This window comes from Mucilaginibacter sp. KACC 22773 (assembly GCF_028736215.1).
Classification (GTDB): Bacteria; Bacteroidota; Bacteroidia; order Sphingobacteriales; family Sphingobacteriaceae; genus Mucilaginibacter.
Genome location: NZ_CP117883.1, coordinates 444034 through 470752 on the forward strand (window position 1 = coordinate 444034; position 26719 = coordinate 470752).

The following is a 26719-nucleotide window of genomic DNA, read 5'->3' on the forward strand; positions in this document are numbered from 1 at the left end:
TCTTATTTGGATAGGTTCTAAATAGGTTGGTGCTTGATTGGGTTGGAATAAGTTGATTGGGTTGGATTGATTAGGTTAGAATAAGTTGATTCAGTTGGATTGGGTTGATCGGGTTGGAATAGGTTGATTAGGTTGGACTGTTTAATTTAATTTAATTTAATGAAATTTATAACTTAATTAACTCAATCCAACCCAATCAACCACTCACTCAACCTAACTCGTCATTTTTTTCTTTTTGATAAAGGAGATGTAGCCGTTTAATAGTTTAAGGCATTGATCGTAGTCATTTTGAAACGATTTAAATACCGCGTCATCAATGTAGTTTTCATCTCTCGCAATAATCATGTGGTCAAGCGTTTCTGACAGTGAGCCGCGAGCGATGATGCAAAAACGGATATTATCCTGAAAATGAAACGTCCATGGCCTTCGGCGATATTATTACCTACCTATTGATCTCGAACAACGAATTATTTGATCCGTTAACCTGAATTTTTCCTCATTTGGAAAGCTTTTGACAAGGTCAGAAATCGACATCCGTATTTTTCGGGCCTGCTTCCAAGTTTCCAGTCCGATAAATGATGCCATTTAATATTTTATTTTTTGTGAAGTACTTCCTCATAGTTAATTTTCAACCCAATCAACCCAATCAACCCAATCAACCCAATCAACCCAATCAACCCAATCAACCCAATCAACCCAATCAACCCAATCAACCCAATCAACCCAATCAACCCAATCAACCCAATCAACCCAATCAACCCAATCAACTCAATCCAACCCAATCAACTCAAAACTATACCCCTTCTTACTCCATTCCTCCATCGCCCTTGGCAGAACATATTCCAACCTGTCAAACGCTTTCAAACTATCATGAAATACAACTATTGATCCTGCTCCGGTATATTTCATAACGTTCTTTAAGCAACCCTCCGGCTTCAGGCCAATATCAAAATCGCCGCTCAGTACATCCCACATGATGATTTTGATGTCGGGTTTAACAGATTTTAAATCCTTTGCCTGTTGTTTTTTGATGCGGCCATAAGGTGGCCGAAATAAATTAGTATGCAGTATTTTATCTGCTGAGAGAAAATTATCAACGTAGGTTTTGTTATCAGTTTTCCATCCTTTAAGGTGGTTGTAGGTATGGTTGCCAATAGCATGCCCATCGTTAACAATTTGCTCAAAAATATCGGGATGTTTGCCTACATTGTCGCCAATGCAAAAGAACGTTGCTTTGGCATTGTACTGTTTTAAAATATTTAAAACAAATGGTGTAACAATAGGTATAGGTCCATCGTCAAAAGTGAGATAAATACAACGGTTAGTTTGGTTTACATTCCAGATAAGCTCGGGATAAAGCTTTTTTAGCAGCCAGGGAGTTTTAACCAGGTACATATTCAAAACAAAAGTTAATGTTAAATTTTCCGGTAGATAGAAAACAACACCGCAAGGTAGTAATCAGTTGCTTACCATTGTATAGAAAAACCTTATGAAACTAAAATTTATACCATCTTTTAAAGCTACTGTAATTTGCGCCATCATGTTTTCGTCGTTAAGCTTCAGGGCTAATGCGCAGGAGGTAATATCGTTGCAAAAGGCTGTTGATATGGCCCTGGAGCGTAACCTTACCATCAAACAATCGCAGTTTACCGAGGCTTTGGATGATGAGACTTTAAAGCAGTCGAAATATAATCAACTCCCAAACCTTACCGCAGGCCCGCAGGCATCATTTAATTTTGGCCGTAACATCGACCCATCTACCAACCAGTTCATCAACCAGCGCATTTTTGCGTTGAATGGTACCATACAAACACAGGTAACCTTGTTTCAGGGTGGCCAGTTGCGCAATACCATCATTCAGAACCGTTTATTGCTTGATGCTGATAAAACTGCCACCGCAAAAGTAAGGAACGACCTTATTTTAAATGTAGTTACTACTTATTTACAGGTATTAACCAACCAGGATTTGGTAAAAGCGGCTCAGCAGCAAATAGATGTATCTAAAATTACTTTAGACAGGGCTCAAAAAAACTTCGATGTTGGCAACCAAACGCTGGCCGACCTTTCGCAGGCTAAAGCAACAGTGTCAACAGCCGATTTGAATTATACCAATGCTCAAAATGCCTATGAAATTTCGTTGCTTACCTTAAAGCAATACATGGAAATGGCCCCGCAAACAAATATTGTTGTTGAGAAACCGGATATAAGTAAGCTGACAGACGTTCAAACATTATATAATGCCGAGGAAGTTTTAAAAAGCGCCGAATTGGTTAACCCGGATTTATTGCTGGCAGAGCAACGGGAAAAGGCTACCCAACAAGGTATTAAAATAGCCCAGGGCAATTATTATCCAAGCGTGGTATTGTTTGGCCAGTTAGGTTCCAATTATTCAGACGCACGTACTTTATTGGGAGGGATAACACCCACCGGCAGGATAGATACCGTTGGTTTTGTTAATGGTAACCGTAACCAGCCGGCCACAGTACCACAATATGCCGCTGTATATAATAAATATCCGTTTTTTAAGCAGTTGAGCGATAACTTTAACCAATCGGTTGGGGTTAGTTTGCAGATACCCATTTTTAACCGTTTTAGCTCACGTACATCGGTACGCAAAGCAAAAATACAGTATGAAAACGCTAAGGTAACAACACAGCTGGCCCGTAATAACCTGAGCAAGATTATTTACCAGGCGGTATTGGATGTAAAAGCTGCCGAAAAATCATACCTGTCATATACGCAAACTTACCAGGCCAATAAAGAAGCCTTTAATATTATACAACAGCGTTATAATGTTGGTTTGGTAAACTCGCTTGACTATAATACCTCTTTAACCAACCTCAATAAATCGCAGTTTGACATGATCAACGCGCAATATATGGTTGTGTTTAGGGCGAAAGTTATTGATTACTACCTGGGCAAACCAATATCATTGTAAATAAAAAAACTAAAACCGTAAATATCCAAACTCATAATCATGGGAAAAACTACTAAATATATTCTGATAGGACTTGGTTCGCTGATTGTTCTGTTGATCATTGCCAAGGCAACCGGCCTTATTGGTAAGCCGCCTTTAACCCAGGTTGCCACCGAAAAAGCTGATACACGCGTTATTAACGAAACCGTATCTGCCAGCGGCAAAATAAAACCGCACATCGAAGTTAAAATAAGCCCCGAAGTATCTGGCGAAGTGGTTGAATTGCCCATTAAAGAAGGCGACGTGGTTAAAAAAGGCCAGTTGCTTTGTAAAATCCGTCCGGACATTTTAAAGTCGGGTTACGATAGAGCCATCGCATCTTATAATACTCAAAAAGCCAGTGTGGGTAACTCTGGTCAATTGCTAAAACAAGCCCAGGCTACATTTGATAACCAGGCCGGTATATTTAAACGCAGCCAGGAGCTATATAAAAATAAGGTACTTACCGTATCTGAGTATGAAAATGCCAAAGCTGCTTATGAAGGTGCCAAAGCTTCGTTAGAAGCGGCCAAGCAAAACGTAATTGGTTCACAATATGGTTTGGCACAGTCATCTGCTTCGGTAAAAGAAGCGCAGGATAACCTGGCCAAAACAACCATTTACTCGCCGGTTGATGGCGTAGTATCAAAACTATCTATTGAGTTGGGCGAGCGCGTTTTAGGTACCCAGCAATTTGCCGGTACCGAGATCATGACCATATCTGACCTGAGCAAAATGGATGTTAACGTTGATGTGAACGAAAACGATATTAACCGCATTTCATTAGGCGATTCATCGAATATTGAGATCGACGCGTTTTTGGGTAAGAAATTTACAGGTGTTGTTTCTGAGATAGGAAGTTCGGCCAATGTGGTTGGTACCACTGCCGACCAGGTGACTAACTTTACTGTTAAAGTACGCATCAATGCAGATTCATACATGTCGTTATTAAAAAAATCTGCAGATAATCCGTCTCCTTTCCGTCCGGGATTAACAGCCACTGTTGACATAAATACCAACCAGGTAAAATCATTATCGGTACCTATTCAATCGGTAACCACCCGCGAGGAGAAAAAAGATCAGAACGGGCCGCCTAAAAAGGACGACGATAAGAGTAAACCATCAATTACACAGCCATCAAAAGAATACGTATTTGTGTTAACTGCAGGTAACAAGCTAAAACAAGTGCAGGTTACTACAGGCATCCAGAATGATACCTACATTCAAATATTAAGTGGCCTTAAAGGCGGCGAAGAAGTGGTATCTGCCCCTTATGCAGCAATTACTAAAACACTTGCCGATGGGATGATTGTAGAAAAGGTTGACAAATCGAAACTGTTTAATGCCGATAATAACAACAAGGCGAACTAAGCTATAAAAGATAAAACAATAAAGCCGCGATCTTTAATTGATCGCGGCTTTATTGTTTTGCAGGATTTAGGATATCATCTTACTACGTGATGTTACCTGTAACCGGTTTGAAAGCTATCCTTGCTATCATTCTGAGGTACGAAGAATCTATCCTACACCATGCTTATTTCACTTATAAAGTTCCCGAACAGATTCGTGCCTCAGCATGATAGTTCTCTAAAGGAGATCATCACGCCATTACTACGAGGCACAATGACGATGGTTGAGTAACAACGCTACGCCAACCCCTGCAAACTCATTACAGCCTGATCTAAAAAATTAGGAATCAGGGTTTGTTGGGTGTGGCTAATTTTATCAGGGTCGGCAAGGTGGCTCAGCATTTCCTTATATTTTACGTCGCCATGTTCGTTAATTACCTCGTCTTTTTTGTCTTCTTTTAAAAGCAGGCTTTTCATGCCATTGGCGTCGGCTTCGGGATGAAACTGGGTGGCAAATGAGTACTCGTCAAAACGAATGGCCATCATGGCCCGTGGCAAATCAATGTGCGGGCGCTCTTTTTCGATAGCTACCAGCTGCATATTCAATTCTTTAAACCGGTTTTCGTTCGGATTGATCACCTGCCAGCTTCTTGAGTCAACCGCGTAAAATGGCTCGGCAAGGCCTTCAAACAGGGGTTCGGTTAAACCGGCCCTGGTTTTATTTACCGGCAACACGCCAAACGATGGCGAACGGCGGGTGTTGATATCTCCCAGTCCGTACTTACGGCACATTAGCTGGAAAGAATGACAAACATAAAAAGAATGTTTTTTATCGATAGTGTTGGACAGATTGTGATCTTCGAGCTTGTCGGTCAGCCTGAAATATTTTTTTTCCCATTCTGTGCCCTCATGTAACGGGCTTCCCGGCCCCCCGCTTGATATGTAAATGTCAAAATCAAGGCCCGGCACTTCGCATCCCCTGCGAACATCAAAAATTTTATAAGTGATATTTAAATCGTGTTTTGCCTTATATCTGTTTAAAATATCCTGGAAACCGCGCATCCCCTCATTCGCTATCCCATCATACAAATCAAGTATAGCTACTTTTATTTCCGGTTTCGTTGTCATTCTGTCGTTATAGTCCCTTTAGTGTTTGCGATGTGATGTAATCAACCACATCCGCAAAGTTATTATTTTGCTGGTAAATGGCCAGCTGCCTGTCGGCCCCGGTACCCGTTTCCAGTATTTTATGTACATACTGCAGGTCATCACGTGAGCCAAGGTCGTCGACTACGTCGTCGACAAAATCAAGCAATTCCAAGACTAACGACCGGGTGTTTACCTCCATCTCTTTACCAAAATCAATCATTTTGCCATCAATGCCATAACGGGCGGCACGCCATTTATTCTCGTTAATAAGCGCCCGTGAGTAGGTTATAAACTTCATGTTTTGCTGCCGCAGCTTATATAATTTGGCACACAGCGCCTGGAAAAGCGCTGCAAAAGCAATGGTTTCATCAACAAGCATAGGGCAATCGCAAATACGGAATTCGATGGTTTCGAAGAATGGGTGAACCCGGATATCCCACCAGATTTTTTTAGCGTTATCGATACAGTTGGTTTTTACCAGCAGCTTGATATAATTGTCATATTCTTCGATGCTGCTAAAATAATCGGGAATACCGGTACGGGGAAATTTATCAAAAACCTTGGTACGGAACGATTTAAACCCCGTGTTACGCCCTTCCCAAAAAGGCGAATTGGTTGATAAGGCATATACGTGCGGCAAAAAATAGCGTACCTGGTTGGCAATGTGGATAGCCATATCCCGCGATTGGATGCCCACATGCACGTGTAAACCAAAAATAAGGTTGGAACGGGCAGCTTCCTGCATCTCATCTACAATCTCGAAATAACGTGGATGATCTGTGATGAGCTGATGCTGCCAGTGCGAAAACGGGTGCGTTCCCGCTGCGCCAATGCGCAAGCCAATATCACCGGCGAGCATGGCCACGGTTGTGCGCAATTTGCCCACCTCCTTGCGGGCTTCTGCAGTGTTTTTGCAAATATGGGTGCCTACCTCCACAACCGCCTGGTACATTTCGGCCTTCACCTGGTCTTCGTGGATTTTTTGCGCGCTGTCCACAATTCTCTGCTCATGCGATTTTAGCTCCCTGGTTACAGGGTCAATCACCATAAATTCTTCTTCAACACCTAAGGTAAACTTGTTCATAATTGGTTAGCTTAAATTAACAGGACCTAATATTGGTTGTAAGTCTTTAATGCTTTCAGGCCATTCATCCTCCCACGGATAAATACCCTTTACTGTAGGATAAATGCATTGTAACAAGGGAAACTCATCTCCTTTATAATATCGCTGGGCCTGGCCCACATAATTATCATAATTTGATTTTTCTACTTCGGTTATATAGCATTTAAAATTATCCAATATATCGGCATCAAACGTCGACGGTCTAAAAGTCTTCCCATCTTTGATATCATATGCCATATTATTTATAAGCGTGTGGGACAATTCCTGTTTTAGCCCAATTATAATGATCTCAGGGTGCTGATAACTTTCAAATAATCCGATAGAGTAACTAAATCCAGGCCCGGTTTCGTCTTCCATTACATACATTACTTGTAGGCCAAACTTTGCTATGTCGTTTTGTAGTTTTGTATTAAGTTGTTCCCGGTTAGTCATTTATATTCTGTATCTGTTCCATGGCTTTATGACGATGGGTTACAACCCCATCTCTATATTGTATTACATCTTCGCTGCTTTCTTCGCCTTCACCACTTTCTCCTTCTTCACTTTTCCCTCTGTCTCAATAGGATGATCAACTTTGGTTACGGATACATCCACTTTAGCCGGTTTTGCTTTCACACTAACCAGCGGTGTTTTCGCAGCCGATGTTTTTACAAACTCGCCCCAGGTAAGGTTATCTAAACCACCTTTTTGTTTCTTGGCGCGTTCAATGGCGTAATCAGCAGCAGTTTCAACCACCCATTCAAAGTTTTCCTGGCCTACGCTTGTAACTTCGGCATCGGGGGCCGGATTACAAAAGTCGATAGCGTAGGGAATGCCATCGCGAATAGCAAACTCCACAGTATTAAAATCGTAACCTAAAAACTGGTTCAGTTTTATCACGTAATCTTTAACGGTATCCAAAAGCTTTTTGGCTGCCGGGGCCTTGCCGTGCTCGTAACGCAGGTGATGCGGGTTGCGCGGCTCGTACTGCATAATGCGTACGTGCTTGCCGCCAATGCAGTAACAGCGAAAGTAGTCGTCAAAAACAACCTCTTCCTGCAGCATCATTACATATTGTTTGGTTTTGTTGTATTTATCAAAAAAATCTTCTTTATCCTCCAGCTTATAAACCTCTTTCCAGCCGCCGCCATCAAAGGGCTTCATATAGGCCGGGAAGCCAACGTAGTTGAAAATGCCATCCCAATCCAACGGGTAAGCAAGGTTGCGGAACGATTTGTCGGTAGTATCATCGGGCAACTCTTTTGAGGGTAGTATCACCGTTTTAGGCACCGGTACCCCAATTTTTACAGCCAGCGCATTGTTGAAAAACTTCTCATCGGCGCTCCACCAAAAAGGGTTGTTAATAACGGCTGTGCCACAAATGGCCGCGTTTTTTAACGCCGCCCGATAAAAAGGAACATCCTGCGAAATGCGGTCGATAATAACAGCATAATCCAATGGCTCGGCCTGCATCACCTTATCAATGCGTACAAATTCCGCCGATATGTTTTTCTCTGCCTTCTGGTTTATCCTATCCACAAAAGCTTGTGGGAACGAATTTTCCTGTCCGAATAAGATGCCTATTTTTTTCATTATGTATATGTTTTTTGGTAGTTGTAGCTTTTAAATCAATAATTCACTAATTAAGTAAATCAATAATTATTTTATCGTTGATAAATAATGCGGAAACATTTCCTTCCAAATCGGCCAGTCGTGGCTGGCATTCGGGCGGATATCCAACCAATGCTTAATGCCTTTTTTGTTTAGTATGTTTGATAACTGTATGTTATAATCTTTACAAATATCGTGCTCAGATGTGCCCAGGATGATGTTGATGTTCCATAAGTCGCCCGCGTTGCTGCCGGGCAAATAATCTACAGGGTTGTTGTAAAAAATATCATCGTTATAAAAGCCGTCGGTAAACATTTTAATGTCAAATGCCCCGCCCATTGTAAAAAGATGCGCCACTTTTTCGGGGTGTTTAAATGCAAAGTTTGCTGCATGGTAACCGCCAAAACTGCATCCGGCAACTGCTACTTTACCAACACCCGTTTCGTGCATGGCCCATGGGGCCAACTCATGTAAAAGCATTTTATCGTACCAGCTGTAATTACGGGCGCGGTCGGCCGGGTGGATGCCTTTATCGTACCAGGTTCTGTCGTCTAATGTATCGGGGCAATAAATCTTCACCAGGCCTTCATCTACAAACCATTTCACGCGATCAATCAGCCCAAAATCTTTGTTTTGGTGATAGCGCCCTTTGGTAGTAGGGAATAGGATGACAGGAAAACCACGGTCGCCAAATACCAGCATTTCTACATGCAGGTTTAGATTTGGCGAGTACCAGCGATGATATTTTTCGGTCAAAATGGGCAGTTTAAGTTTTTAAATGATGTAAGTTAAGTGCTTTAACTGAAAAAGGCAACTAACTGATAAATTAATACGTTAGCGTAATAATTTGAAAACATAGCGTACTTTTGTGCCCTTTAAAATTAACATAAGATGAATTGGGGCTGGGTTGAAACAGAGATGACGATAATAGAAAAAAGGATAACGATAAATTCTGCCTTGCTTGAAAGAGAGGTATTATGCACGCTATTAATACCCGATGAACAGGAAATTGCAGAACCGTTAAGCCTGTTGTTGCTGAATGATGGGCAGGAGCTGGAGAACCTGGAACTTAGCCAGACACTTGAAAAACTTTACAATACCAACCGACTGAAGCCAATAATGATTGCAGCCATATATGCCGGTGAAGACCGGCTGCAGGAATATGGCGTAGCCGGCCGGCCCGATTTTAAAAAACGGGGCGCTAAAGCTGATATTTATACTCAATTTATAATAACCGAATTGCTGCCACAGATAAAAGCCGGAACAGGTATTCACGAATTTGAAAATACAGCCTTTGCAGGTTTTTCTTTGGGTGGATTATCGGCATTTGACATTTGTTGGAACAACGCGGATGTGTTTGATAAAGTTGGGGTATTTTCAGGTTCGTTTTGGTGGAGAAGTAAGGATTTAGCTAAGGGATATACTGACAACGACCGGATTGCGCATACTTTAATCAGGGAAACCGAAGGTAAACCCGGTTTAAAGTTCTGGCTGCAAACAGGTACAAAAGATGAAACCAGCGACAGGAATAAAAACGGGATTATAGATGCGATTGACGATACCATCGATCTGATTAAGGAACTCGAGGCAAAGGGCTTCTCCCGCCCATCCGATATTCAGTATGTAGAGGTGGTTGGCGGCAGCCATAACACTGAAACCTGGGGTAGGGTAATGGGTAAATTTTTGTGTTGGGCGTTTGGAGTATAAGTTTCGATTGCTTAAATTGCTTACATGGAGAATGATATAATTATTAAGGTGATAGAAAAGCTTCCATTAAGTTCGAGGTACCAGGTTTAGCATTTTATAATTAAATTGGTTAATGAAGCCGAAAAGAAGGGAGCGAAGATAGATTAAGCGACGTTGGCGGAGTGCTTATGGCAACTGATTTTGACGAGCCGCTAAAAGAATTTCACGACTATATGTATACGATGGACATTAAATTCATCGAAAAGATTGAGGCGTTACCAATACCGATGCAAAATGAATTGGAGATGATAGCTGAAAGGATGTTGAAAGCAGATTTGTAGGATGCTTTTGAAATAACAAACAAATTAAAATATCGTTATATTTGTAATGGATTGACGATCAATAATTATTAAAAGATGAAAGATCAGAGCAAGTATAAAAAGCAAAGCATCAAAGGTGAAACGGAAATAAAACTGACAGTAAATGATGCGCTCAGTAAATATGCTGGTCCTGAATTTTTACCTGAAAAGCTAAAAAAGGTTGAAGAAAAATTTGGGAAGCAAATTGCCCATAGCTGATTATTTCTTTTCAATAAGAAATCCACAATATTTTTTTGCCCGATCAAAATATTCAAACTCACTCACTTCATCTGTTAAAGTTTCGCCATATACATTAAACGTTTGAATTAACTCGTGGTAGCCATAAGCGATAGCGCGCTGATAAAGTAATGTCCTTCGTTCGTCACTGCCGGTCAAATACACAGTTTTGTTGGGGTGGTTTTCTATAAAAATGTATACAATACCGGCAACTGTTGCCAATATTTTATTTCTGTCGCCATTATTGGTTGTACTTGTAAAATCTACTTTTCCATTTTGTAACACAGTGCCTAAAGCTAAGTTGTAGGTATTTTCTCTTGTTATAAGTTCATCAAATCTGACAATTTTAAGCAGTTCGCCATGCCTGCCCTGGCTAATGAAAGTAAATATTTTGTAATCAGAGGTGTTTTCTATCTTAATGTATTTGTCCTCATTCATAGCAGTAAAACTATAAAACAACTGTGATTTTAAAAATCAGAAAAGACGTTTATTACAATTGTTTTTTTTAAAAATGTAAACTTCAACTGCTTGAATTGTTAAATCTAAATCATTATATCAACTATAACTTGACCACGTTTTAAATTCTCATATATTAAACGTACCTTTGCGCCAAATTTATAGGGGCATATTTCATGCAAAAAATAAGAAACATTGCGATTATCGCACACGTTGACCACGGTAAAACTACATTGGTTGACAAAATTTTACACAGTTGCGCCATCTTTCGTGATGGTCAGGAAACTGGTGAATTAATATTGGACAACAATGACCTGGAACGTGAGCGAGGTATCACCATCGTATCAAAAAACGTTTCGGTAAGGTATAAAGACGTTAAGATAAACATCATAGATACTCCTGGTCACGCCGATTTTGGTGGCGAGGTTGAGCGTGTATTGAAAATGGCTGACGGTGTGTTGCTGCTTTGCGATGCTTTTGAAGGTGCTATGCCTCAAACACGCTTTGTAACCCAAAAGGCTTTGGCTTTAGGCTTAAAACCAATTGTGGTGGTAAACAAAGTAGATAAAGAAAACTGCCGCCCTGAAGAAGTTTACGAACAAATATTCGAATTGTTCTTCAACCTTGAAGCAACTGAAGATCAGCTGGATTTTCCGGTTATCTACGGTTCATCAAAACAAGGCTGGATGAGCACCGACTGGAAAACACCTACAGATAATATTTTCCCGTTGATGGATGCCATCTTAGAGAACATTCCTCCCGCACCTATTGCCGAAGGTACTTTACAAATGCAGATTACCTCTTTGGATTATTCGTCATTCGTAGGCCGTATCGCTATCGGTCGTGTAGCACGTGGTACCATCAAAGAAAACCAGCCGGTATCTTTGGTAAAACGCGATGGCACTATTCAAAAATCAAGAATTAAAGAGCTTTATACCTTTGAAGGTTTAGGTAAAGTACGCGCTACAGAAGTTAGCTCGGGCGATATCTGTGCGGTAGTAGGTATTGAAGGTTTTGATATTGGCGATACCATTGCCGATTTTGAAAAACCAGAGCAACTGGCAGTTATCAAAATTGATGAGCCAACCATGAACATGTTGTTCACCATCAATACTTCACCTTTCTTTGGTAAAGAAGGTAAATTTGTTACATCGCGCCACTTACGTGACCGTTTGTACAAAGAGATGGAGAAAAACCTGGCACTTAAGGTTGTTGAAACCGAATCGCCTGACTCATACCTGGTGTATGGTCGTGGTATTCTTCACTTATCAGTATTGATCGAGACCATGCGTCGCGAAGGTTACGAATTGCAGGTAGGCCAGCCGCAGGTTATCGTTAAAGAAATTGACGGTGTTAAATGCGAGCCGGTTGAAACGCTTATTGTTGATGTACCTGGCGATGTTGCAGGTAAAGTAATTGAGCTGGTAACACAACGTAAAGGCGACCTGTTGGTGATGGAACCTAAAGGTGATTTACAACACCTGGAGTTTGATATCCCGGCACGTGGTATCATTGGTTTACGTAACAACGTATTAACAGCTACAGGTGGCGAGGCTATTATGGCACACCGCTTTAAAGCATACGAGCCATGGAAAGGTACTATCCCAGGCCGTTTAAATGGTGTATTGGTATCTATGGATACAGGTAAAACCACCGCTTTCGCAATTGATAAATTACAGGACCGTGGCAGGTTCCACGTTGATCCGGGAGTTGATATTTACGAAGGACAGGTATTAGGCGAGCACATCCGTGATAACGATTTGGTTATTAACTTAACAAAAGGCAAACAATTAACCAACATGCGTGCATCTGGTAGCGATACCAACGTGCGGATTGCGCCGGCCATTAAATTCTCGTTAGAAGAATCAATGGAATACATCCAGGCTGATGAGTACATCGAGGTTACGCCGCAAAGCATCCGTTTACGTAAAATCTACCTGAACGAAAACGAGCGTAAAATTAACGCTAAGAAATTCACAAGCCAATAATTTGGTGGATGAATTATAATATTGAGAGAGGCAAGCTTAGGTTTGCCTCTTTTTTTTAACAATAATTAATGCGATACCTAAGTTATTTGCTTTTGTATATTTTTGTAAACATGGCTACATGCTCGATAATGCCCGAATGCCTGCCGTTTTTAATTTGATAAGCTGATGCAGAAAAATAAAATTGAAGGTGTGGTAGTTCTATATCAGCCTGATATTTCGGTTGTTGGTAATATCAAATCATATATCGATGGTTTGGAGCATTTGTACATTATTGATAATTCTGGCGAGACCGATTTAAGTATTATTAACGGGCTAAGCGCCATTTCTAAATGCGTATATATAAAAAACCAAACCAACCAGGGCATCGCTAATGCCTTAAACCAGGGTGCAAAGCTGGCCATCGCTAACGGAGCCGATTGGTTGCTCACGATGGATCAGGACAGCAAATTTGAGCCGGGTGATATTTTACGGCTAATTGAATTTGCAATACAGCAGGATGACGAGTTTACTGGTATTGTATCGCCATTTCATCAAACCAATGTTTCTGTTAAGCCGGCAACTCATGATGATGTGGTGCTAACAACCATGACATCGGGAAACCTAATTAGTCTGTTTGCTTACCGGCAGATTAACGGTTTTGACGAACGATATTTTATTGATGCGGTTGATTGGGACTACTGCCTGCGCCTAAATATGCATAACTTTAAGGTGCTAAGGCTTAATACTGTACACCTTTCGCACGGCCTGGGCAATGCAACCAAACACCAATCGCCTGCGGGCTACCAAATAACCGCGCTTAATTACAACGAGATAAGGCGGTATTATATTACAAGAAATAAACTAATGTTTATATTCAAGTACTGGCGGCATTATCCCAACTTTTGTTATAATGTATTTTTAAGCATGTTTAGAGATCTGAGGCATGTTTTATTATATGAAAAGCATAAGATGATAAAACTCAGGTTTATGCTAAAAGGATGGCTGCATTTTATCACTAAAAAGACAGGTAAGCTTCAATAGCAGCATTTTATTCTTCTCCCAGTTACCCAACTTGTTAATTAATGCCGTTTTTTTATTGGCGTCTAAAAGAAAGCCAAAAACATGTATTGAGCATACTAATGCTGAAAATAGGCATGGCCTTTTATTAAATACCGGCTTATTCTCCTAACCCGGGAAGCTTTCAGTATGGAACACGGCAAAATCAATACCCTGGGCCGCCCAAGCACAACATTCATAGGTGTCCAATTATATCTCGATTCATCCTTGTTGATCCGGTTTTTGTAATTAGGTTGTATCGGTGTGATATTTGAAAACGAAGAAAGTTCCTTTTGTTTCTTCGCCTGGCACCCTTAGTGTTGTATGAATATTGAATATGCCTATATTTGCGGCTTAATTTACTGCGATACCCTCTATATTTATCTAATGACCTTTAAAGAAAAGCTAAACTGGGAAATAAAGTACATTACAACGCTATCTAAAACCCCAATGCGTTTAGCGCAATATTTGTACTCGAAATTTCGTACCAAATTGGGTTCGTTGAATAAAATATCCTATTTATACCGCGAAAAAAGAGGACTCGAAATTGGTGGACCAAGTCCGATATTCGGAGTTAAAGGTTATATACCTGTTTACCCTTTGGCCAAACAGGTTGATGGAGTCAACTTCAGCAACAACACCGTGTGGGAAAACACGATAAAAGAGGGGCCAACTTATAGTACAGGTGCAAATTTGGTTGGGCATCAATATATTTTAGATGGTATCGACCTGAACCCTATAGCTTCCTCATCATATGATTTTATCTTATCCAGCCACAGCCTGGAACATATTGCCAACCCAATAAAGGCGCTAAAAGAATGGCTCAGAGTATTAAAAACCGGCGGGGCGCTTACACTCATCTTGCCGAATCCAAAATATACCTTTGATCATAAACGGCCTATCACTAAACTGCAGCACCTGATTGACGATTATAATAAAAATACTGATGAAAATGATTTAACACATCTTGATGAGGTACTAACCTTACATGATTTTGAACGCGATGGGGGAGTGACCGATATGGACCAATTTAAACAACGTTGTTTAGATAATATTAATAATCGCTGTATGCACCAACATGTGTATAACCTCGATCTTTTAACCCAGATATTTAATTACCTCAACGTTACCGTACTTATTACCGATTCATCTTTCCCACATCATTTAACCATTGTCGGCATTAAGCAATAGCCTGATTTTAATGCCATAAGCCAGCGCCGGTACTTTTATAACAGACAGATTTTTTTTTAAGCTTGTGGCGGAAGGGCTATTTCAAATCAGTTTCTTCAGGTGTCAGTTGTAAAGCCTTTTATCGCTGTACTGCGATAAACATCGAAATATAGCCTCGTATAGGTAAATAACGGTTCTTTACAATATCATTTGCCGGTGTTTTGCCCGCTCATGAATAAGCCATCCTAAAATATTTATAAATCAACTTTTGCAATTAACGCAAATCGGATACCAGATTGTTAGGGATTTGTACAGTAGCGTCCACCTTGAAAAATGCTACTATACGGTTGACACTGCAATTGTTTGATAAATTAAAACATGTTAGTTATTAGTGATAAAATGATAATTTTGACGACCGATGTCAGGCTTAGAAAATAGTGTATGTATCTTAACTGTTACTTATGGCGATAGGTGGCGGTTTCTGGAAAAAGTACTAAAACGCGTACTTGCCTATGATCAAATAACGCAGGTGATTGTTATTGACAATGCTTCGGCATATAGTGTGACAGATGAAGTAAAAAAACTGGAAGACAGTAGAATAATTGTTATAAGTAATACCGAGAATACAGGATCAGCAGGGGGGTATAAAACGGCGATTGAACATGCCGTAGAAAACACCCAAGCCGATTTTTTTTTCCTGCTTGACGACGATAACCTGCCCGATGCCGATGTGCTTACCAAGCTGCTGACAGAATGGCAAAGTATTGAAGGTGCCAACAACAAGAAGGCTCTGTTTTGCCTTCGCGAAGACAGAATACAACACGTAAAAATAGCAAAAGGAGAAAATTCTCTTCGCTACCTGACTTTTAACGATTTTATGGGATTTAATGTTTTCAGGATATTAGCTAACCAATATCGTAAGTTGAACTATAAATTTCAGAAAGATGGGCCGTATAAAAGCCGGGTTCAGATGCCATACGTTCCTTATGGGGGATTATTGCTTCACAGAACAATAATTAATGATATTGGGTTTCCTGATGAAAGGCTGTTTTTATATGTCGACGATTCTGAGTACACTTATCGTATTACCAAAAATAAGGGCATTATCTGGCTAATACCTCTATGCAAGATAGTTGATATTGACAAATCGCAAGGATTAGATTACAAGCGAAGGCCCTTTCACTCTCATTTACTTGATCAATGGAATTTCCGAACATATTATCATGTCAGAAACCGGATGTTTTTTTACTCCAATAACTTTATCAGCAATATGCTGGTTTTTAAACTCAACAAAGGGTTGTATTTAAGCTATCTGAAAGTGATAAGTTTGATAAGTTCGAAAAGGGAAGCGTACTCAAAATTATTGGTAGCGATAAAGGATGGGCTCAGGGGGAAATTAGGTAAAGCAGATAACGAAAAGTTTTAGCAGGCCAGCTTTTAAACAACAGGACTATTTTTAGTAAATATTTTTAAACAATTCAGCTTTATATAATACTGTGCATGGGCATTGTTAAAAAAAACGCTTATAAAAATACACTTATAACTTATACCGGTATGGTTATAGGTTATATAAACTTGGTTTTATTGTACCCTATTTATTTAAGCACTAAGGAATATGGCTTATTTAACTTAATTGGCGGTATAGCCATTTTATATTCAATTATTGCATCGTTGGGTATCCCTAATATTATTGCCAGGTATTTTGCCTATCACCGTACAGAAGACCGCGAGCATAAAGGTTTTATGCATTGGGCGGCAATGGTTTCGTTAATTGGCTTTATTGCGGCAACGTTGCTTTTTATAGTATTTAAGCCAATTATTGTTGCCAGTTATATCCAAAAATCGCCATTGTTTTTAAAATATTATTATTACCTGATACCGCTTACTTTTTTTACCATTTGCTTTAATTTTCTTGAAATGACAGGAAGGGTTATTTACCAAACTGTTTTTTCGGGCCTTTTAAAAGATGTTCTTTTGCGGCTGTTTACTACCGCTGGTATTTTAATGCTTGCAGTAAAGTGGATCGATTTTCAGGGGTTTATAATATTATATGTTTTTATTAACTTTTTGGTATCTGTTATGCTGTTAATCAGCATAGCTGCGTCCAAAAAAATATCAATCAAACTAAAAAGACAAAGTATCTCGAAAATCAACAGTAAAGAGCTTATAACTTATGGTTTGTACACTTTAATATCGACTACGATATATGTACTGCTGCAGAAAGTAGATATAATTATGCTAAGTTCAATGTCCGGGCTGTCTGAACAGGGGGTTTATAGTTTTTTCTTTAATATAGCCGTAGTTATAGGGGTTCCGGCGCAAGCGTTAAGCCGTACAACCTATCAAATAGTAACCGACTCCTGGAAATCAAAAGATATGCCCACTATTGCCGGCCTTTATTATAAAACTTCTATTATACAATTGGTTGTTGGCTTGCTGTTGTTTATCGGTATTATTATTAACAGAGATAATTTGACAGGTATTCTTCACAAAAAAGAATATAGCGATCACTTTAACGTGTTTATCATAATAGGTTTAGGATTTTTGGTTGATATCACCGGGGGCTTAAATACCGCTATTATTGCGGCATCTCATAAATACCGCCTGGCGATGGGCTTTGTTATTACTTCAGGAGTAGTATGCGTAATTTTAAATTACCTGCTAATACCCAAATTCGGAGGTGCCGGCGCCGCTTTGGCATACCTGATAACAATGACTGCTTTTAATTTGGGCAACTGGTTTTACATTAAGGTACGGTTTAAAATGCAGCCGTTCCATTATAAACACCTCCTGGCAGTGGCTATTGCCCTTGTAAGCTTTTTTGTGGGTAAGTACTTTTGGCGTATGCCCAATTTATACCTGGATATAGCGGTACGCAGTGGAGTAACAACCCTGATTTATATATTGATGACATATTATCTTCATATTTCTGATGATGTGAATGAAAAAGTAGATTCGGTACTAAAAAGAGTGGCTACAATTAATAAACGCAATTAGCTATAAGTTTACCTTTTTGTTTAAAAACTTAAGCTATAATTTTACCTTCGTAAACAATGCAGGAGTCAATTATAAGCGGCGATTACAAAACCGCCTACGATAAATTTTATCAAAAGCACGATGAGGCATGGCGTATGCTGGGTGCCAAATACAAAGCGCGGCATATTGTGGATGTGTGCAAAGGCCCTGCTTTTGCCAAAGTATTGGAAGTAGGCGCCGGCGATGGCAGTATCTTGAAAATTTTGTCTGACAATAATTTTGCCTCCGAATATCATGCTGTCGAGATTTCGGAAAGCGGGGTTAGCTATATTCAATCGCGCGAAATAAAAAACCTCAAATCTGTGCAGGTATTTGATGGCTACAAATTGCCTTTTGCAACAGATAGTTTTGATTTGATCATCCTGTCGCATGTGTTGGAGCATGTAGAGCATGAACGCATGCTGCTGCGCGAGATAAAACGTGTGGCAAAACGTTGTGTTATTGAGGTTCCACGCGATTATAAAGCAGGAGTTGATGCACGGATAAAGCACTTTTTGGCTTACGGGCATATCAATGTATATACGCCAACTTCCCTGCGTTACCTGTTAAGTACCGAAGGTTTTGAGATAGAGAATGACCTGACATCGATGATTGAGCCCGAGGTTACCAGGTTTAATACCTACGTTAATCAAAAGAAAACCAAAAGCTTGCTGAAAAATATAAGCATAGCAGCCGAATATTCGGTTAAGCAAGCTCTAAGTAAATTGATGGGAAAAAAGGTACGCGAGCAATTTGCCAACGCTTATACCGTTTTGTGTAAGAAAGCCGACCATCAACCCGAATTGTTCTGACTTTTAACGTGATCGATGCAAAAACTTGCCCCAATAGCCCTGTTTGTATATAACCGGCCCGATCATACACGCCGTACCATTACCTATCTTAAAAAAAATGTGTTGGCAGATGAATCGCGGCTATACATTTTTTGCGATGCGCCAAAAACTGAAGCCGACCGTGCTAAAGTTGAGGAAGTAAGACAGGTGGCTAATGAAACCACAGGATTTAAAACCGTAAAAGTTATTTTGCGCGATCATAATTTGGGCCTGGCCGAATCCATCATCAGCGGGGTTACCCAGCTGGTAAATGAGTTTGGTAAGGTGATAGTTTTTGAAGACGACCTGTTATCGTCGCCTTACACCTTAGAATATTTTAACGAAGCGCTTAGCCGTTACCAGCATGAAGAAAAAGCGATGCACATAGGTGCGTACATGTTCCCGCTGGCCGATATAACCTTGCCCGAAACATTTTTTCACCCTATAGCCACCAGTTGGGGCTGGGCCACCTGGGACAGGGCATGGAAAAACTTTGAACCTGATATTGACAAGTTGATAGCAGGTTTCGACAAAAAAAAGATCCAGCAATTCTCTATAAACGGCGCAGGGAATTTCTGGAAACAGATGCTTGAATTTAAGGCGCGTAAAAACAACTCATGGGCCATACGCTGGTATGCATCTATGTTTTTAAAAGGCGGTGTTGCACTGCACCCCTCGCATTCTTTGGTTCATAACATTGGGCATGACGGCACTGGTGTACACTCCAACATTGAGCATATGTACGGCGTGAGCATAGCGCAAAATCCGATTAAAAATTTCCCGTTTGAGGTAGTAGCTGATCTGAAAGCCCATCAGGCCATCTGGCATTTTCTGAAAAACCGCAAAGGGACTTTATTGCAGCGTTGTATACGTTTGATAAAACAATGGCGGGTAAAGTACGTAGCAAAAAAATAACCCTGATCTCTAATTAACTAATCACTGATTTCCGGCTTCAGCTTTTACCACGATATAAGGCGACATCAGCTTACTTTCCACCGGTACAACCTTACTGATCATCTTTCCAGCCAGCCAAAGCGCCTTAACAAAACCCTTTGTAATTGCGGATTGATGCGCCTTATTTTCCAGCCAGATGGAGAACCCGCCATGGTAATAAGCCTCTACATTTTTTAAACCCAACTGGCGGCAATATTCGGCCAGCAGGGTTGGGTTCATGCTGGCAATGTAATGCTTGTCGTAGTTTTCGCGGTCAAAATTGCGCTGCACCCATCCGTTAACACCGGTAAAATTGGGCAGCGTAATAAAAAGCGTGCCGGCGGGTTTCAAAAACGGAAGATGGGTGGCAATAATGCCCTTGGTATCGGCAAAATGTTCTATCAAACCGAATGATAGCACCATGTCATATTGCTCGGCGGGAATGTAATTAAACAGGTCGGCCTCAATAATATTGATATCATCCCAGTTCATTCCGTTGGCAGCGAGCAATTGGTTTACCAGGTCCCGGTGTATAAAGTAATCGAGCAGGGTGGTATTTAACTGTTGATATTTTTTAAGGTAAATAGCGTAATAGCCCGGGAAACCGCCCAGCTCAATAGCTGTTTTTGTGTTTTTTTGTTTGATGATCTTTGCCAGGATATTACCAAAAACATAATCGGGTTTTATACTGAAGATGAGGCCTATCCTTGACTCCCAAAATGATTTCCAAAACGCGCGGTCGGTTAACTTATTCTCCATTTATCAGGTCAGCCTCCTAAATATTTTTCTCTAAAATTCTTGCCGGGTTACCCACGACGGTACAATTGGTGGGTACACTTTTAACTACTACGGACCCCGAACCTATGATCACGTTATCGCCAATTTCAATATCGCCGACAATTATGGCGTTAGCGCCAATGTCAACATTATTGCCTATGCGCGGGCAGCGGGTAAAACCGCCGTCGGCCAGTTTTTTGTGGCCTATCGTAACCGAGTTGCGCAGCACGCAGTTATCGCCCAAAATTACTCCTTGATTTACTACCAGCGCATGCCCGTGATAAACAATGAGGCCCTTGCCGGCCTGTAGCTTGCGCGGCAATTCAATGCCCCAAACCCAATCAACCATGTAGCGGTACCAAAGCAGGTAGGGATAAAGCAGTATTTTGGCTATCATACTGCGGTTTATTAATGATGCCAGCCTGAATAAAAACAGCACCAGTTGCCCCTTAAAATTATTACGGTTGGCTTTGCGATCCTGAAATAAGTAGGCTATTGCGTTCATTAATTCAATTAAAATGGATGTCACCCCGAGCTCGTCGAAGGGTAGAGCGCAAAGGCCCGCCCGCATATCCTTCGACAAGCTCAGGATGAAAACGCGCTTCTCCCCAAAAGTAAAATTTTTTCTGAATAATAGTTTAGTCTTCCGGCCTTTTCCTGGGTGTTTCAGGTTTTTTACTATACTTGTACTAAATGAAAGTAACGCTCATCAACACGTCAGATGCCGGAGGCGGTGCGCCTGCAGCAAGCGCGCGCCTGCTCAACGCACTCAGACAAAACGGTGTTGATGCGCAAATGCTGGTACAGTATAAAAAGACCGGCAATAGCGCTGTAACGGGGATTGTAAAAGATACCGCGAGCAAACTAAAGGCAAACTACACCTTTTTGGCCGAGCGCATACCCTTTATACTTTTTGATGAAGAAGATAAAACGGTGCGTTTTGCGTTTTCGACAGCAAATGCAGGAACCAGCATAGTTGATCACCTGTTGATAAAAGAGGCGGATGTACTGCATCTTCACTGGACAAACTCCGGGTTTCTTTCAATCACTGATTTAACCGAACTCATTAATACAGGCAAACCCATTGTGTGGACCATGCATGACATGTGGATGTTTACCGGTGGCTGCCATTACTCCGGCGTGTGTACTCGCTTTGAACAGGAATGCGGTAATTGCCCGTTTTTGCGTGATCCTGATCCTAATGATCTGTCTCACAAAGGTTGGAAGCGTAAAAAAACTATGTATACAGGGGCAAAGAACCTCACTTTTGTTGGTTGCAGCCAATGGTTAACCAGCGTGGCTAAACAAAGCTCGCTCACCGGGCGGTTTATTATGCGTGCCATTCCTAATCCCATTAACGTCGAAGTGTTTTCTCCGCAGGATAAAATTTTTGCCCGCGCAAAACATGGCGTTAGCGCCGGTGCAAAAGTGATTTTGTTTGGCGCGGCAAATATTAATGACAGACGCAAGGGTATTACCTACCTGGTGGAGGCCCTGCATTTATTAAAGGAAGACAGCCCGGAAAACGTTGAGATAGTGATATTCGGTAAGAACAGGCATTTTGATGTGACAACGCTCCCGTTTGCGGTTCATCAGCTTAATATTATTACAGACGAGGCCCGACTGGCTGAAGTATATAGTATGGCAGATGTATTTGTTACCACATCGCTTGAGGATAATTTGCCCAACATGGTAATGGAAGCCATGGCCTGCGGTACGCCCGTGGTGGCGTTTAACACCGGCGGCATTCCTGAAATGGTAGATCACATGCAAAACGGCTACCTGGCGCCTTTAGGTTCGGCACAAGGTATTGCAAATGGCATAGCTGCTATCATGGCTGCTGATCGTGTTCTACTGGCGCAAAATGCCCGGCAAAAAGTGCTGGATAACTACACCAATAAACGGGTTGCTGAACAATACATTCAGCTTTACAACTCCATATTACAAGCATGATCCAAAACACTCAGCCGGGATTAACAGTGATTACCGTGGTTTATAACAACGTGCAGGATATTGAGCGCACCATGCTGTCGGTGCTGGGGCAAAGCTACCCTGCAATTGAGTATATTGTTGTTGACGGCCAATCAACCGATGGCACTTTACAGGTCATTGAGCAATACAAACCCAAACTTGCAAAACTAATAAGCGAAAAAGACAAAGGTATTTATGATGCCATGAACAAAGGGTTGGCGTTGGCTTCTGGTGACTACGTTATCTTCATGAATTCTGGCGACGAGTTTTTTGATGCAGACACTGTAGCCACTGTTTTTGCCGCAGCTGATAATGCCGATATTTATTACGGCGAAACCGAAATGATAGCAGGCAACGGCGAGAGCTTAGGCCAGCGCCGACATAAGGCCCCGAAAAAGTTTACGTGGCGCGGGTTCAAATACGGCATGAGTATTAGTCACCAGGCTATTTACGTAAGGCGGGCATTAGCCGAGCCTTACGATATGCAATATCAGTTAAGTGCAGACATTGAATGGATCATCCGCGCCGCAAAAAAAGCAAAAAAGATAATAAACGTAAACAGGTATGTTGCCAAATACCTGGTAGGGGGGATGTCTAAAAAAAAGCATCGGCAAAGTTTGAAGGAGCGTTTTGCTATTATGAAGCGATATTATGGATTAATTCCTACGATTTTAAACCATTTCGTTATAGCTTTCAATTTGGCGTGGTATTGGCTGAAAAATAAGCGGACAAATGATTGATGTTAACAAAAAAGCGATGAGCGGTCTGCCCATCGCTTTTTCATATAAGATTCAAAATTTGATTAAGCCTTTTTTGTAGCCGGCTTGGCAATCGTTTTCTTTTTTGTTTCGTTATACGCTGCTCCACCAAGAGCCAATACCAGCAGGATAGATCCTGCTAATGATATATTCTCGCCTGCATAATAAGACGTAGGGTGGAAAACAAATTCAATTTTGTGATTGCCTATCGGAATCACAGCAGCACGTAACAGGTAATCGGCCCGGAAATAAGGCTCTTCTTTGCCGTCTATAAACATTTTCCATCCTTTATCATAATAGATCTCGGAGAACACGGCTACTTGTGCCGCAGTTGAGCCACTTTCATACGTGAGGTGTTCCGGCGTATAACTTGTTAGTTTTATGGTTGATGAAGCATCAATTCCTACTGATTTTCCATCAATCATACTTTTGTATTGTTTATCAACAATGGCTTCGTCTTTTGGCGAAAAGCTGCTGATGGCCTGCATTTCCTGGTCGGCGTTATCGGCGAATTTTACGCTCTTCACAAACCAGGCATTTCCGCAAGCCGTGGAATTGGCCTGCATACCAGCATTTCCGGTTTTAGGATCTGCGGTAATAATATACTTGGTATTCAGCATATCAAGCACGTCGTGGTTTACACTTTTGGTAAATTGGTTTTCAATCAATTCATCAAATCGTCTTAGCCTGGCCGAGTGGAAACCGCCTACTGTTTTGTAGAAATATGATGAATGCGAATCATGAAAAGGATCGCCGGATGTCATGTCAAATACGCGGAAGTTAGGATCGGTATCTTTCATGATAAATTGATCAACCTCGCGCGGTGTATATTGTTGCTCCAGGTCGGATTTGGCCACAAAATTGGCATCTTTAAGGTAGCGTTTATCAACGCTCCACATATCAATTATAACAATAACAGCCAATAGCAGGGCAGCAATATTCGCTTGAATTTTTTGTTTAATAATTAACCATAACAGACCGGCTGTTAACAACACGAAAACTAACGAACGAATGGCATCTGCACGCTCCAAACTCACCCGGTCATCCACTACGGCGTTGGCAACCGAGTTTGCCATCCCTGTATCACCTTTAAAAATTTGTGTAAGGTTAGCCACAAAAGCCTGGTGCTCATCTGCCCTAAAGCTCAATAGCGCCTGCGGAATGGCTATCATCAGTAATAATAAACCGCCGGTAATGTAAAAGGCGATTTTAGCACGCTTTAAAATAAATGCCTTATCGGTATTGGTGATAACTTCGTTCACTGCAAGTAAAGCCAGTATTGGGAAACAAAATGCCGCTATCACCAGTGTCGACTCAACCGCCCTGAACTTGTTGTACATGGGTACGTAGTTGAAAAAGAAATCGGACAGGAAAGGCAGGTTTTTGCCAAAAGACAATAACATGCTCAGTAATACTGCTCCTAAAACCCACCATTTAATACGGTTTTTAACAATCAGCAGCCCTAAAATGAACAGGAAGCATATGGCAGCCCCAAAATACCACGGGCCAAATGTACTCGGCTTATTACCATAGTACATTGATTGTGCAACAAAACCCTGTGCCTGGCCTGCATCAACACCTTTATCGGTTAATATTTTTACTGCTTTGGAGTCGTCATCAACAACTGTGCTGCTGCCACCGCCATAGGCGTTTGGTACCAAAAAGGTAAGGCACTCGCCAACGCTCTGGCTCCAGGTATAAGCATAATCTTTATCCAAACCATGGTTAGGGCCCGCTGTGCCTTTGGCAGTTAAATTTGCTTTGCCCCTGATGGTATATTGGCTATATTCATAAGTGGTCCACAATATACTTGCATTTACCGCGATGGCCAACACAATACCGGCCACCAAAAAGCCTATCGATTTTAAAAATGGCTTGGTTTGCTTGTCTTTTATAGCGTGATAAAGTTCGATGCCCAATAATATAGCTATTGATAACAACAGGTAATAAGTCATTTGCACGTGGTTACTGCGGATTTCCATAGCAAGAAAAAACGCTGTAAGCGAAGCACCCAAAAGGTAGCGGCCACGTAGGGTTAAAATAATGCCTGCCAGCAAAGGGGCAAAAAATGCTATAGCATAAGCCTGGTTACTATGGCCCGCGGTGATATAGATGAAGTTATATGACGAAAACGCAAAAGCTATTGCCCCTGCTGCCGCCAACCAGGGCGAAAGCCGCAATACGCTGAATAGCAGGTAGGCTCCCAGCAAATAAAGCAATACCGTATCAACCGGGTTGGGGAACACGGTTTTCAAAACGCTAATCACATGTGTTGTGAGGTTTAATGGGAATGCGGCCCAGATTTGATAGGCAGGCATCCCGCCAAACATCTGATTGGTCCATAACGGCGCTTTACCGGTTGCCGCCCTGACATCGTTAATCTCTTTTTGCATGGACTGCGCCTGAGATACGTCGCTTTGAAATAAAACCTTGCCCTGTGTTAACGGAGTGATGAAATAAGCAAAGGAAATTGCTATAAAAATTGCCGCAATAATGAGGTGAATACTATTGCGCTTGAACCAGTTATTCATTTATATTTTTTGAAATGGAGATTAATTCCTCAAAAATAGAAATTTGAACGGGAATAGGAATTATTAGTTGCAAACGAATTGCTTTACAATTTTAGGAACGGCCGCGCATTACAAAAAAGAAAATAACCATGATAATAAGGCTTAAAATGTAACTTATCACCTGACCTTTATTATAATCCTCGCGGTATTTACGGATATTAAAAAAGTTATAAACCGCCAGTGCGCCAACCACCACCCAAAAAAAAGTACCAATTTTGGCAGCAGATACAAATAACTGTGTAGCCACAGCAAAAACAATAAAGTTTGCAATGATCAGGGTAATTGATTCCGGCGTGTTATTGTGGTTTGGGCGTCGTTTGTATACTTCGTCTGGCAACATACAGGGTTATTTTACTTCTTCATAATCAACAAACTCACCTTCGGTATCCGGTAACTTACCTTTTTTGCCTTCGGGAATATAGTCAACCTTTACAGTGCCTTCCGGCTTTCTTTGCTGATAGTTTTGCTGCTGCTGCGCCTGTTGCTGTGCTTTATTGATAACGCTTTGAAATAAAGCAGGTATCAGGTACCGCATTAAACTGCGGATAATGTATAAAACACAAATTGATATGATCAGGAAACGAATAAGTAACATCTGATTAATTTTAAGCTTACAAATATAAGTATATAACGGATAAATTGTTTTTTAGATGTGCAGATGTGCAAATTTCAGATGTGCAGATGTTTTTTATGTATAAAGATGGAAAAATCTTGCAATCATTTTACAATCAATACATTGTCGTCGGTGTTTAAAATCACTCATCTGC

General features: G+C 41.0%; 25 protein-coding genes and 1 pseudogene. 13 read left to right on the forward strand and 13 right to left on the reverse strand.

Going from position 1 to position 26719, the window contains the following annotated elements:
• Positions 1 to 213: 213 nt before the first annotated feature.
• A pseudogene (locus PQ469_RS01890) lies at positions 214 to 585 on the reverse strand (four helix bundle protein).
• Positions 586 to 768: 183 nt separating this feature from the next.
• The gene (locus PQ469_RS01895) at positions 769 to 1395 is read right to left on the reverse strand and encodes a polysaccharide deacetylase family protein (RefSeq protein ID WP_274211470.1); all 627 of its coding nucleotides are present in this window, start codon (positions 1393 to 1395) and stop codon (positions 769 to 771) included.
• 94 nt (positions 1396 to 1489) lie between these two features.
• On the opposite strand from PQ469_RS01895, the gene PQ469_RS01900 reads away from it, so the two are divergent.
• Together PQ469_RS01900 and PQ469_RS01905 are read left to right on the forward strand one after the other, a co-directional pair.
• Positions 1490 to 2938: a TolC family protein gene (locus PQ469_RS01900; protein ID WP_274211471.1), complete on the forward strand. Its 1449-nt coding sequence runs from the start codon at positions 1490 to 1492 to the stop codon at positions 2936 to 2938.
• A gap of 39 nt (positions 2939 to 2977) precedes the next feature.
• On the forward strand, positions 2978 to 4327 hold the full coding sequence (locus PQ469_RS01905; RefSeq protein WP_274211472.1) for an efflux RND transporter periplasmic adaptor subunit: 1350 nt from the start codon (positions 2978 to 2980) through the stop codon (positions 4325 to 4327).
• Positions 4328 to 4602: 275 nt separating this feature from the next.
• On the opposite strand, the gene PQ469_RS01910 is transcribed toward PQ469_RS01905, so the two are convergent.
• The 5 genes from PQ469_RS01910 to PQ469_RS01930 all read right to left on the reverse strand — a co-directional run bounded on the left by PQ469_RS01910 (position 4603) and on the right by PQ469_RS01930 (position 8923).
• Complete coding sequence (locus PQ469_RS01910) at positions 4603 to 5433, reverse strand: type 1 glutamine amidotransferase (protein ID WP_274211473.1); 831 nt, start codon at positions 5431 to 5433, stop codon at positions 4603 to 4605.
• 7 nt (positions 5434 to 5440) lie between these two features.
• On the reverse strand, positions 5441 to 6538 hold the full coding sequence (locus PQ469_RS01915) for a carboxylate-amine ligase (RefSeq protein ID WP_274211474.1): 1098 nt from the start codon (positions 6536 to 6538) through the stop codon (positions 5441 to 5443).
• A gap of 6 nt (positions 6539 to 6544) precedes the next feature.
• Positions 6545 to 7009: a DUF4262 domain-containing protein gene (locus PQ469_RS01920; protein ID WP_274211475.1), complete on the reverse strand. Its 465-nt coding sequence runs from the start codon at positions 7007 to 7009 to the stop codon at positions 6545 to 6547.
• A gap of 63 nt (positions 7010 to 7072) precedes the next feature.
• The gene (locus PQ469_RS01925) at positions 7073 to 8149 is read right to left on the reverse strand and encodes an ATP-grasp domain-containing protein (RefSeq protein WP_274211476.1); all 1077 of its coding nucleotides are present in this window, start codon (positions 8147 to 8149) and stop codon (positions 7073 to 7075) included.
• Positions 8150 to 8215: 66 nt separating this feature from the next.
• The gene (locus PQ469_RS01930; protein WP_274211477.1) at positions 8216 to 8923 is read right to left on the reverse strand and encodes an alpha/beta fold hydrolase; all 708 of its coding nucleotides are present in this window, start codon (positions 8921 to 8923) and stop codon (positions 8216 to 8218) included.
• A 135-nt stretch (positions 8924 to 9058) separates the two neighbouring features.
• On the opposite strand from PQ469_RS01930, the gene PQ469_RS01935 reads away from it, so the two are divergent.
• Together PQ469_RS01935 and PQ469_RS01940 are read left to right on the forward strand one after the other, a co-directional pair.
• Positions 9059 to 9874 (forward strand): alpha/beta hydrolase, encoded by an 816-nt coding sequence (locus PQ469_RS01935; RefSeq protein WP_274211478.1) that lies wholly within the window; start codon positions 9059 to 9061, stop codon positions 9872 to 9874.
• A gap of 395 nt (positions 9875 to 10269) precedes the next feature.
• On the forward strand, positions 10270 to 10431 hold the full coding sequence (locus PQ469_RS01940) for a hypothetical protein (RefSeq protein ID WP_274211479.1): 162 nt from the start codon (positions 10270 to 10272) through the stop codon (positions 10429 to 10431).
• Here the strand turns inward: PQ469_RS01940 and PQ469_RS01945 are convergent, their stop codons facing one another.
• On the reverse strand, positions 10432 to 10887 hold the full coding sequence (locus tag PQ469_RS01945) for a DUF6934 family protein (RefSeq protein WP_274211480.1): 456 nt from the start codon (positions 10885 to 10887) through the stop codon (positions 10432 to 10434).
• A 194-nt stretch (positions 10888 to 11081) separates the two neighbouring features.
• Here PQ469_RS01945 and typA point away from each other — a divergent pair, with 194 nt between their 5' ends.
• The 7 genes from typA (at position 11082) to PQ469_RS01980 (ending at position 19858) form a co-directional block, all read left to right on the forward strand.
• The gene (gene typA / locus PQ469_RS01950) at positions 11082 to 12893 is read left to right on the forward strand and encodes a translational GTPase TypA (protein ID WP_090642122.1); all 1812 of its coding nucleotides are present in this window, start codon (positions 11082 to 11084) and stop codon (positions 12891 to 12893) included.
• A gap of 165 nt (positions 12894 to 13058) precedes the next feature.
• Positions 13059 to 13913, forward strand: coding sequence for a glycosyltransferase (locus PQ469_RS01955; RefSeq protein WP_274211481.1), 855 nt, complete (start codon positions 13059 to 13061; stop codon positions 13911 to 13913).
• Between the two features lie 402 nt (positions 13914 to 14315).
• Positions 14316 to 15119: a methyltransferase domain-containing protein gene (locus PQ469_RS01960; protein WP_274211482.1), complete on the forward strand. Its 804-nt coding sequence runs from the start codon at positions 14316 to 14318 to the stop codon at positions 15117 to 15119.
• A 397-nt stretch (positions 15120 to 15516) separates the two neighbouring features.
• The gene (locus tag PQ469_RS01965) at positions 15517 to 16524 is read left to right on the forward strand and encodes a glycosyltransferase (RefSeq protein WP_274211483.1); all 1008 of its coding nucleotides are present in this window, start codon (positions 15517 to 15519) and stop codon (positions 16522 to 16524) included.
• Positions 16525 to 16598: 74 nt separating this feature from the next.
• Positions 16599 to 18095 carry an oligosaccharide flippase family protein gene (locus PQ469_RS01970; protein WP_274211484.1) on the forward strand — a complete coding sequence of 499 codons (1497 nt, stop codon included), beginning with the start codon at positions 16599 to 16601 and terminating at the stop codon, positions 18093 to 18095.
• Positions 18096 to 18151: 56 nt separating this feature from the next.
• Positions 18152 to 18925, forward strand: a complete 774-nt coding sequence (locus PQ469_RS01975) for a class I SAM-dependent methyltransferase (protein WP_274211485.1) — start codon at positions 18152 to 18154, stop codon at positions 18923 to 18925.
• A 15-nt stretch (positions 18926 to 18940) separates the two neighbouring features.
• On the forward strand, positions 18941 to 19858 hold the full coding sequence (locus PQ469_RS01980) for a glycosyltransferase (RefSeq protein WP_274211486.1): 918 nt from the start codon (positions 18941 to 18943) through the stop codon (positions 19856 to 19858).
• 21 nt (positions 19859 to 19879) lie between these two features.
• Here PQ469_RS01980 and PQ469_RS01985 read toward each other — a convergent pair whose 3' ends face one another.
• Together PQ469_RS01985 and PQ469_RS01990 are read right to left on the reverse strand one after the other, a co-directional pair.
• Positions 19880 to 20635 carry a class I SAM-dependent methyltransferase gene (locus PQ469_RS01985; RefSeq protein WP_274211487.1) on the reverse strand — a complete coding sequence of 252 codons (756 nt, stop codon included), beginning with the start codon at positions 20633 to 20635 and terminating at the stop codon, positions 19880 to 19882.
• Positions 20636 to 20651: 16 nt separating this feature from the next.
• Positions 20652 to 21158, reverse strand: coding sequence for a serine acetyltransferase (locus PQ469_RS01990; protein ID WP_274211488.1), 507 nt, complete (start codon positions 21156 to 21158; stop codon positions 20652 to 20654).
• A gap of 188 nt (positions 21159 to 21346) precedes the next feature.
• Between PQ469_RS01990 and PQ469_RS01995 the strand changes: the two genes are divergently transcribed.
• Entirely contained in the window at positions 21347 to 22606 is a 1260-nt protein-coding gene (locus PQ469_RS01995) for a glycosyltransferase family 4 protein (RefSeq protein WP_274211489.1), read from the forward strand.
• On the forward strand, positions 22603 to 23364 hold the full coding sequence (locus tag PQ469_RS02000; RefSeq protein ID WP_274211490.1) for a glycosyltransferase family 2 protein: 762 nt from the start codon (positions 22603 to 22605) through the stop codon (positions 23362 to 23364). Before PQ469_RS01995 ends, PQ469_RS02000 begins: the two co-directional genes overlap by 4 nt.
• A 62-nt stretch (positions 23365 to 23426) precedes the next feature.
• Here the strand turns inward: PQ469_RS02000 and PQ469_RS02005 are convergent, their stop codons facing one another.
• The 3 genes from PQ469_RS02005 to PQ469_RS02015 form a co-directional block, all read right to left on the reverse strand.
• Positions 23427 to 25913: a YfhO family protein gene (locus tag PQ469_RS02005; protein WP_274211491.1), complete on the reverse strand. Its 2487-nt coding sequence runs from the start codon at positions 25911 to 25913 to the stop codon at positions 23427 to 23429.
• Between the two features lie 91 nt (positions 25914 to 26004).
• Positions 26005 to 26292 carry a hypothetical protein gene (locus PQ469_RS02010; RefSeq protein ID WP_274211492.1) on the reverse strand — a complete coding sequence of 96 codons (288 nt, stop codon included), beginning with the start codon at positions 26290 to 26292 and terminating at the stop codon, positions 26005 to 26007.
• A gap of 6 nt (positions 26293 to 26298) precedes the next feature.
• The gene (locus PQ469_RS02015; protein WP_274211493.1) at positions 26299 to 26547 is read right to left on the reverse strand and encodes a DUF4834 family protein; all 249 of its coding nucleotides are present in this window, start codon (positions 26545 to 26547) and stop codon (positions 26299 to 26301) included.
• Positions 26548 to 26719 lie beyond the last annotated feature (172 nt).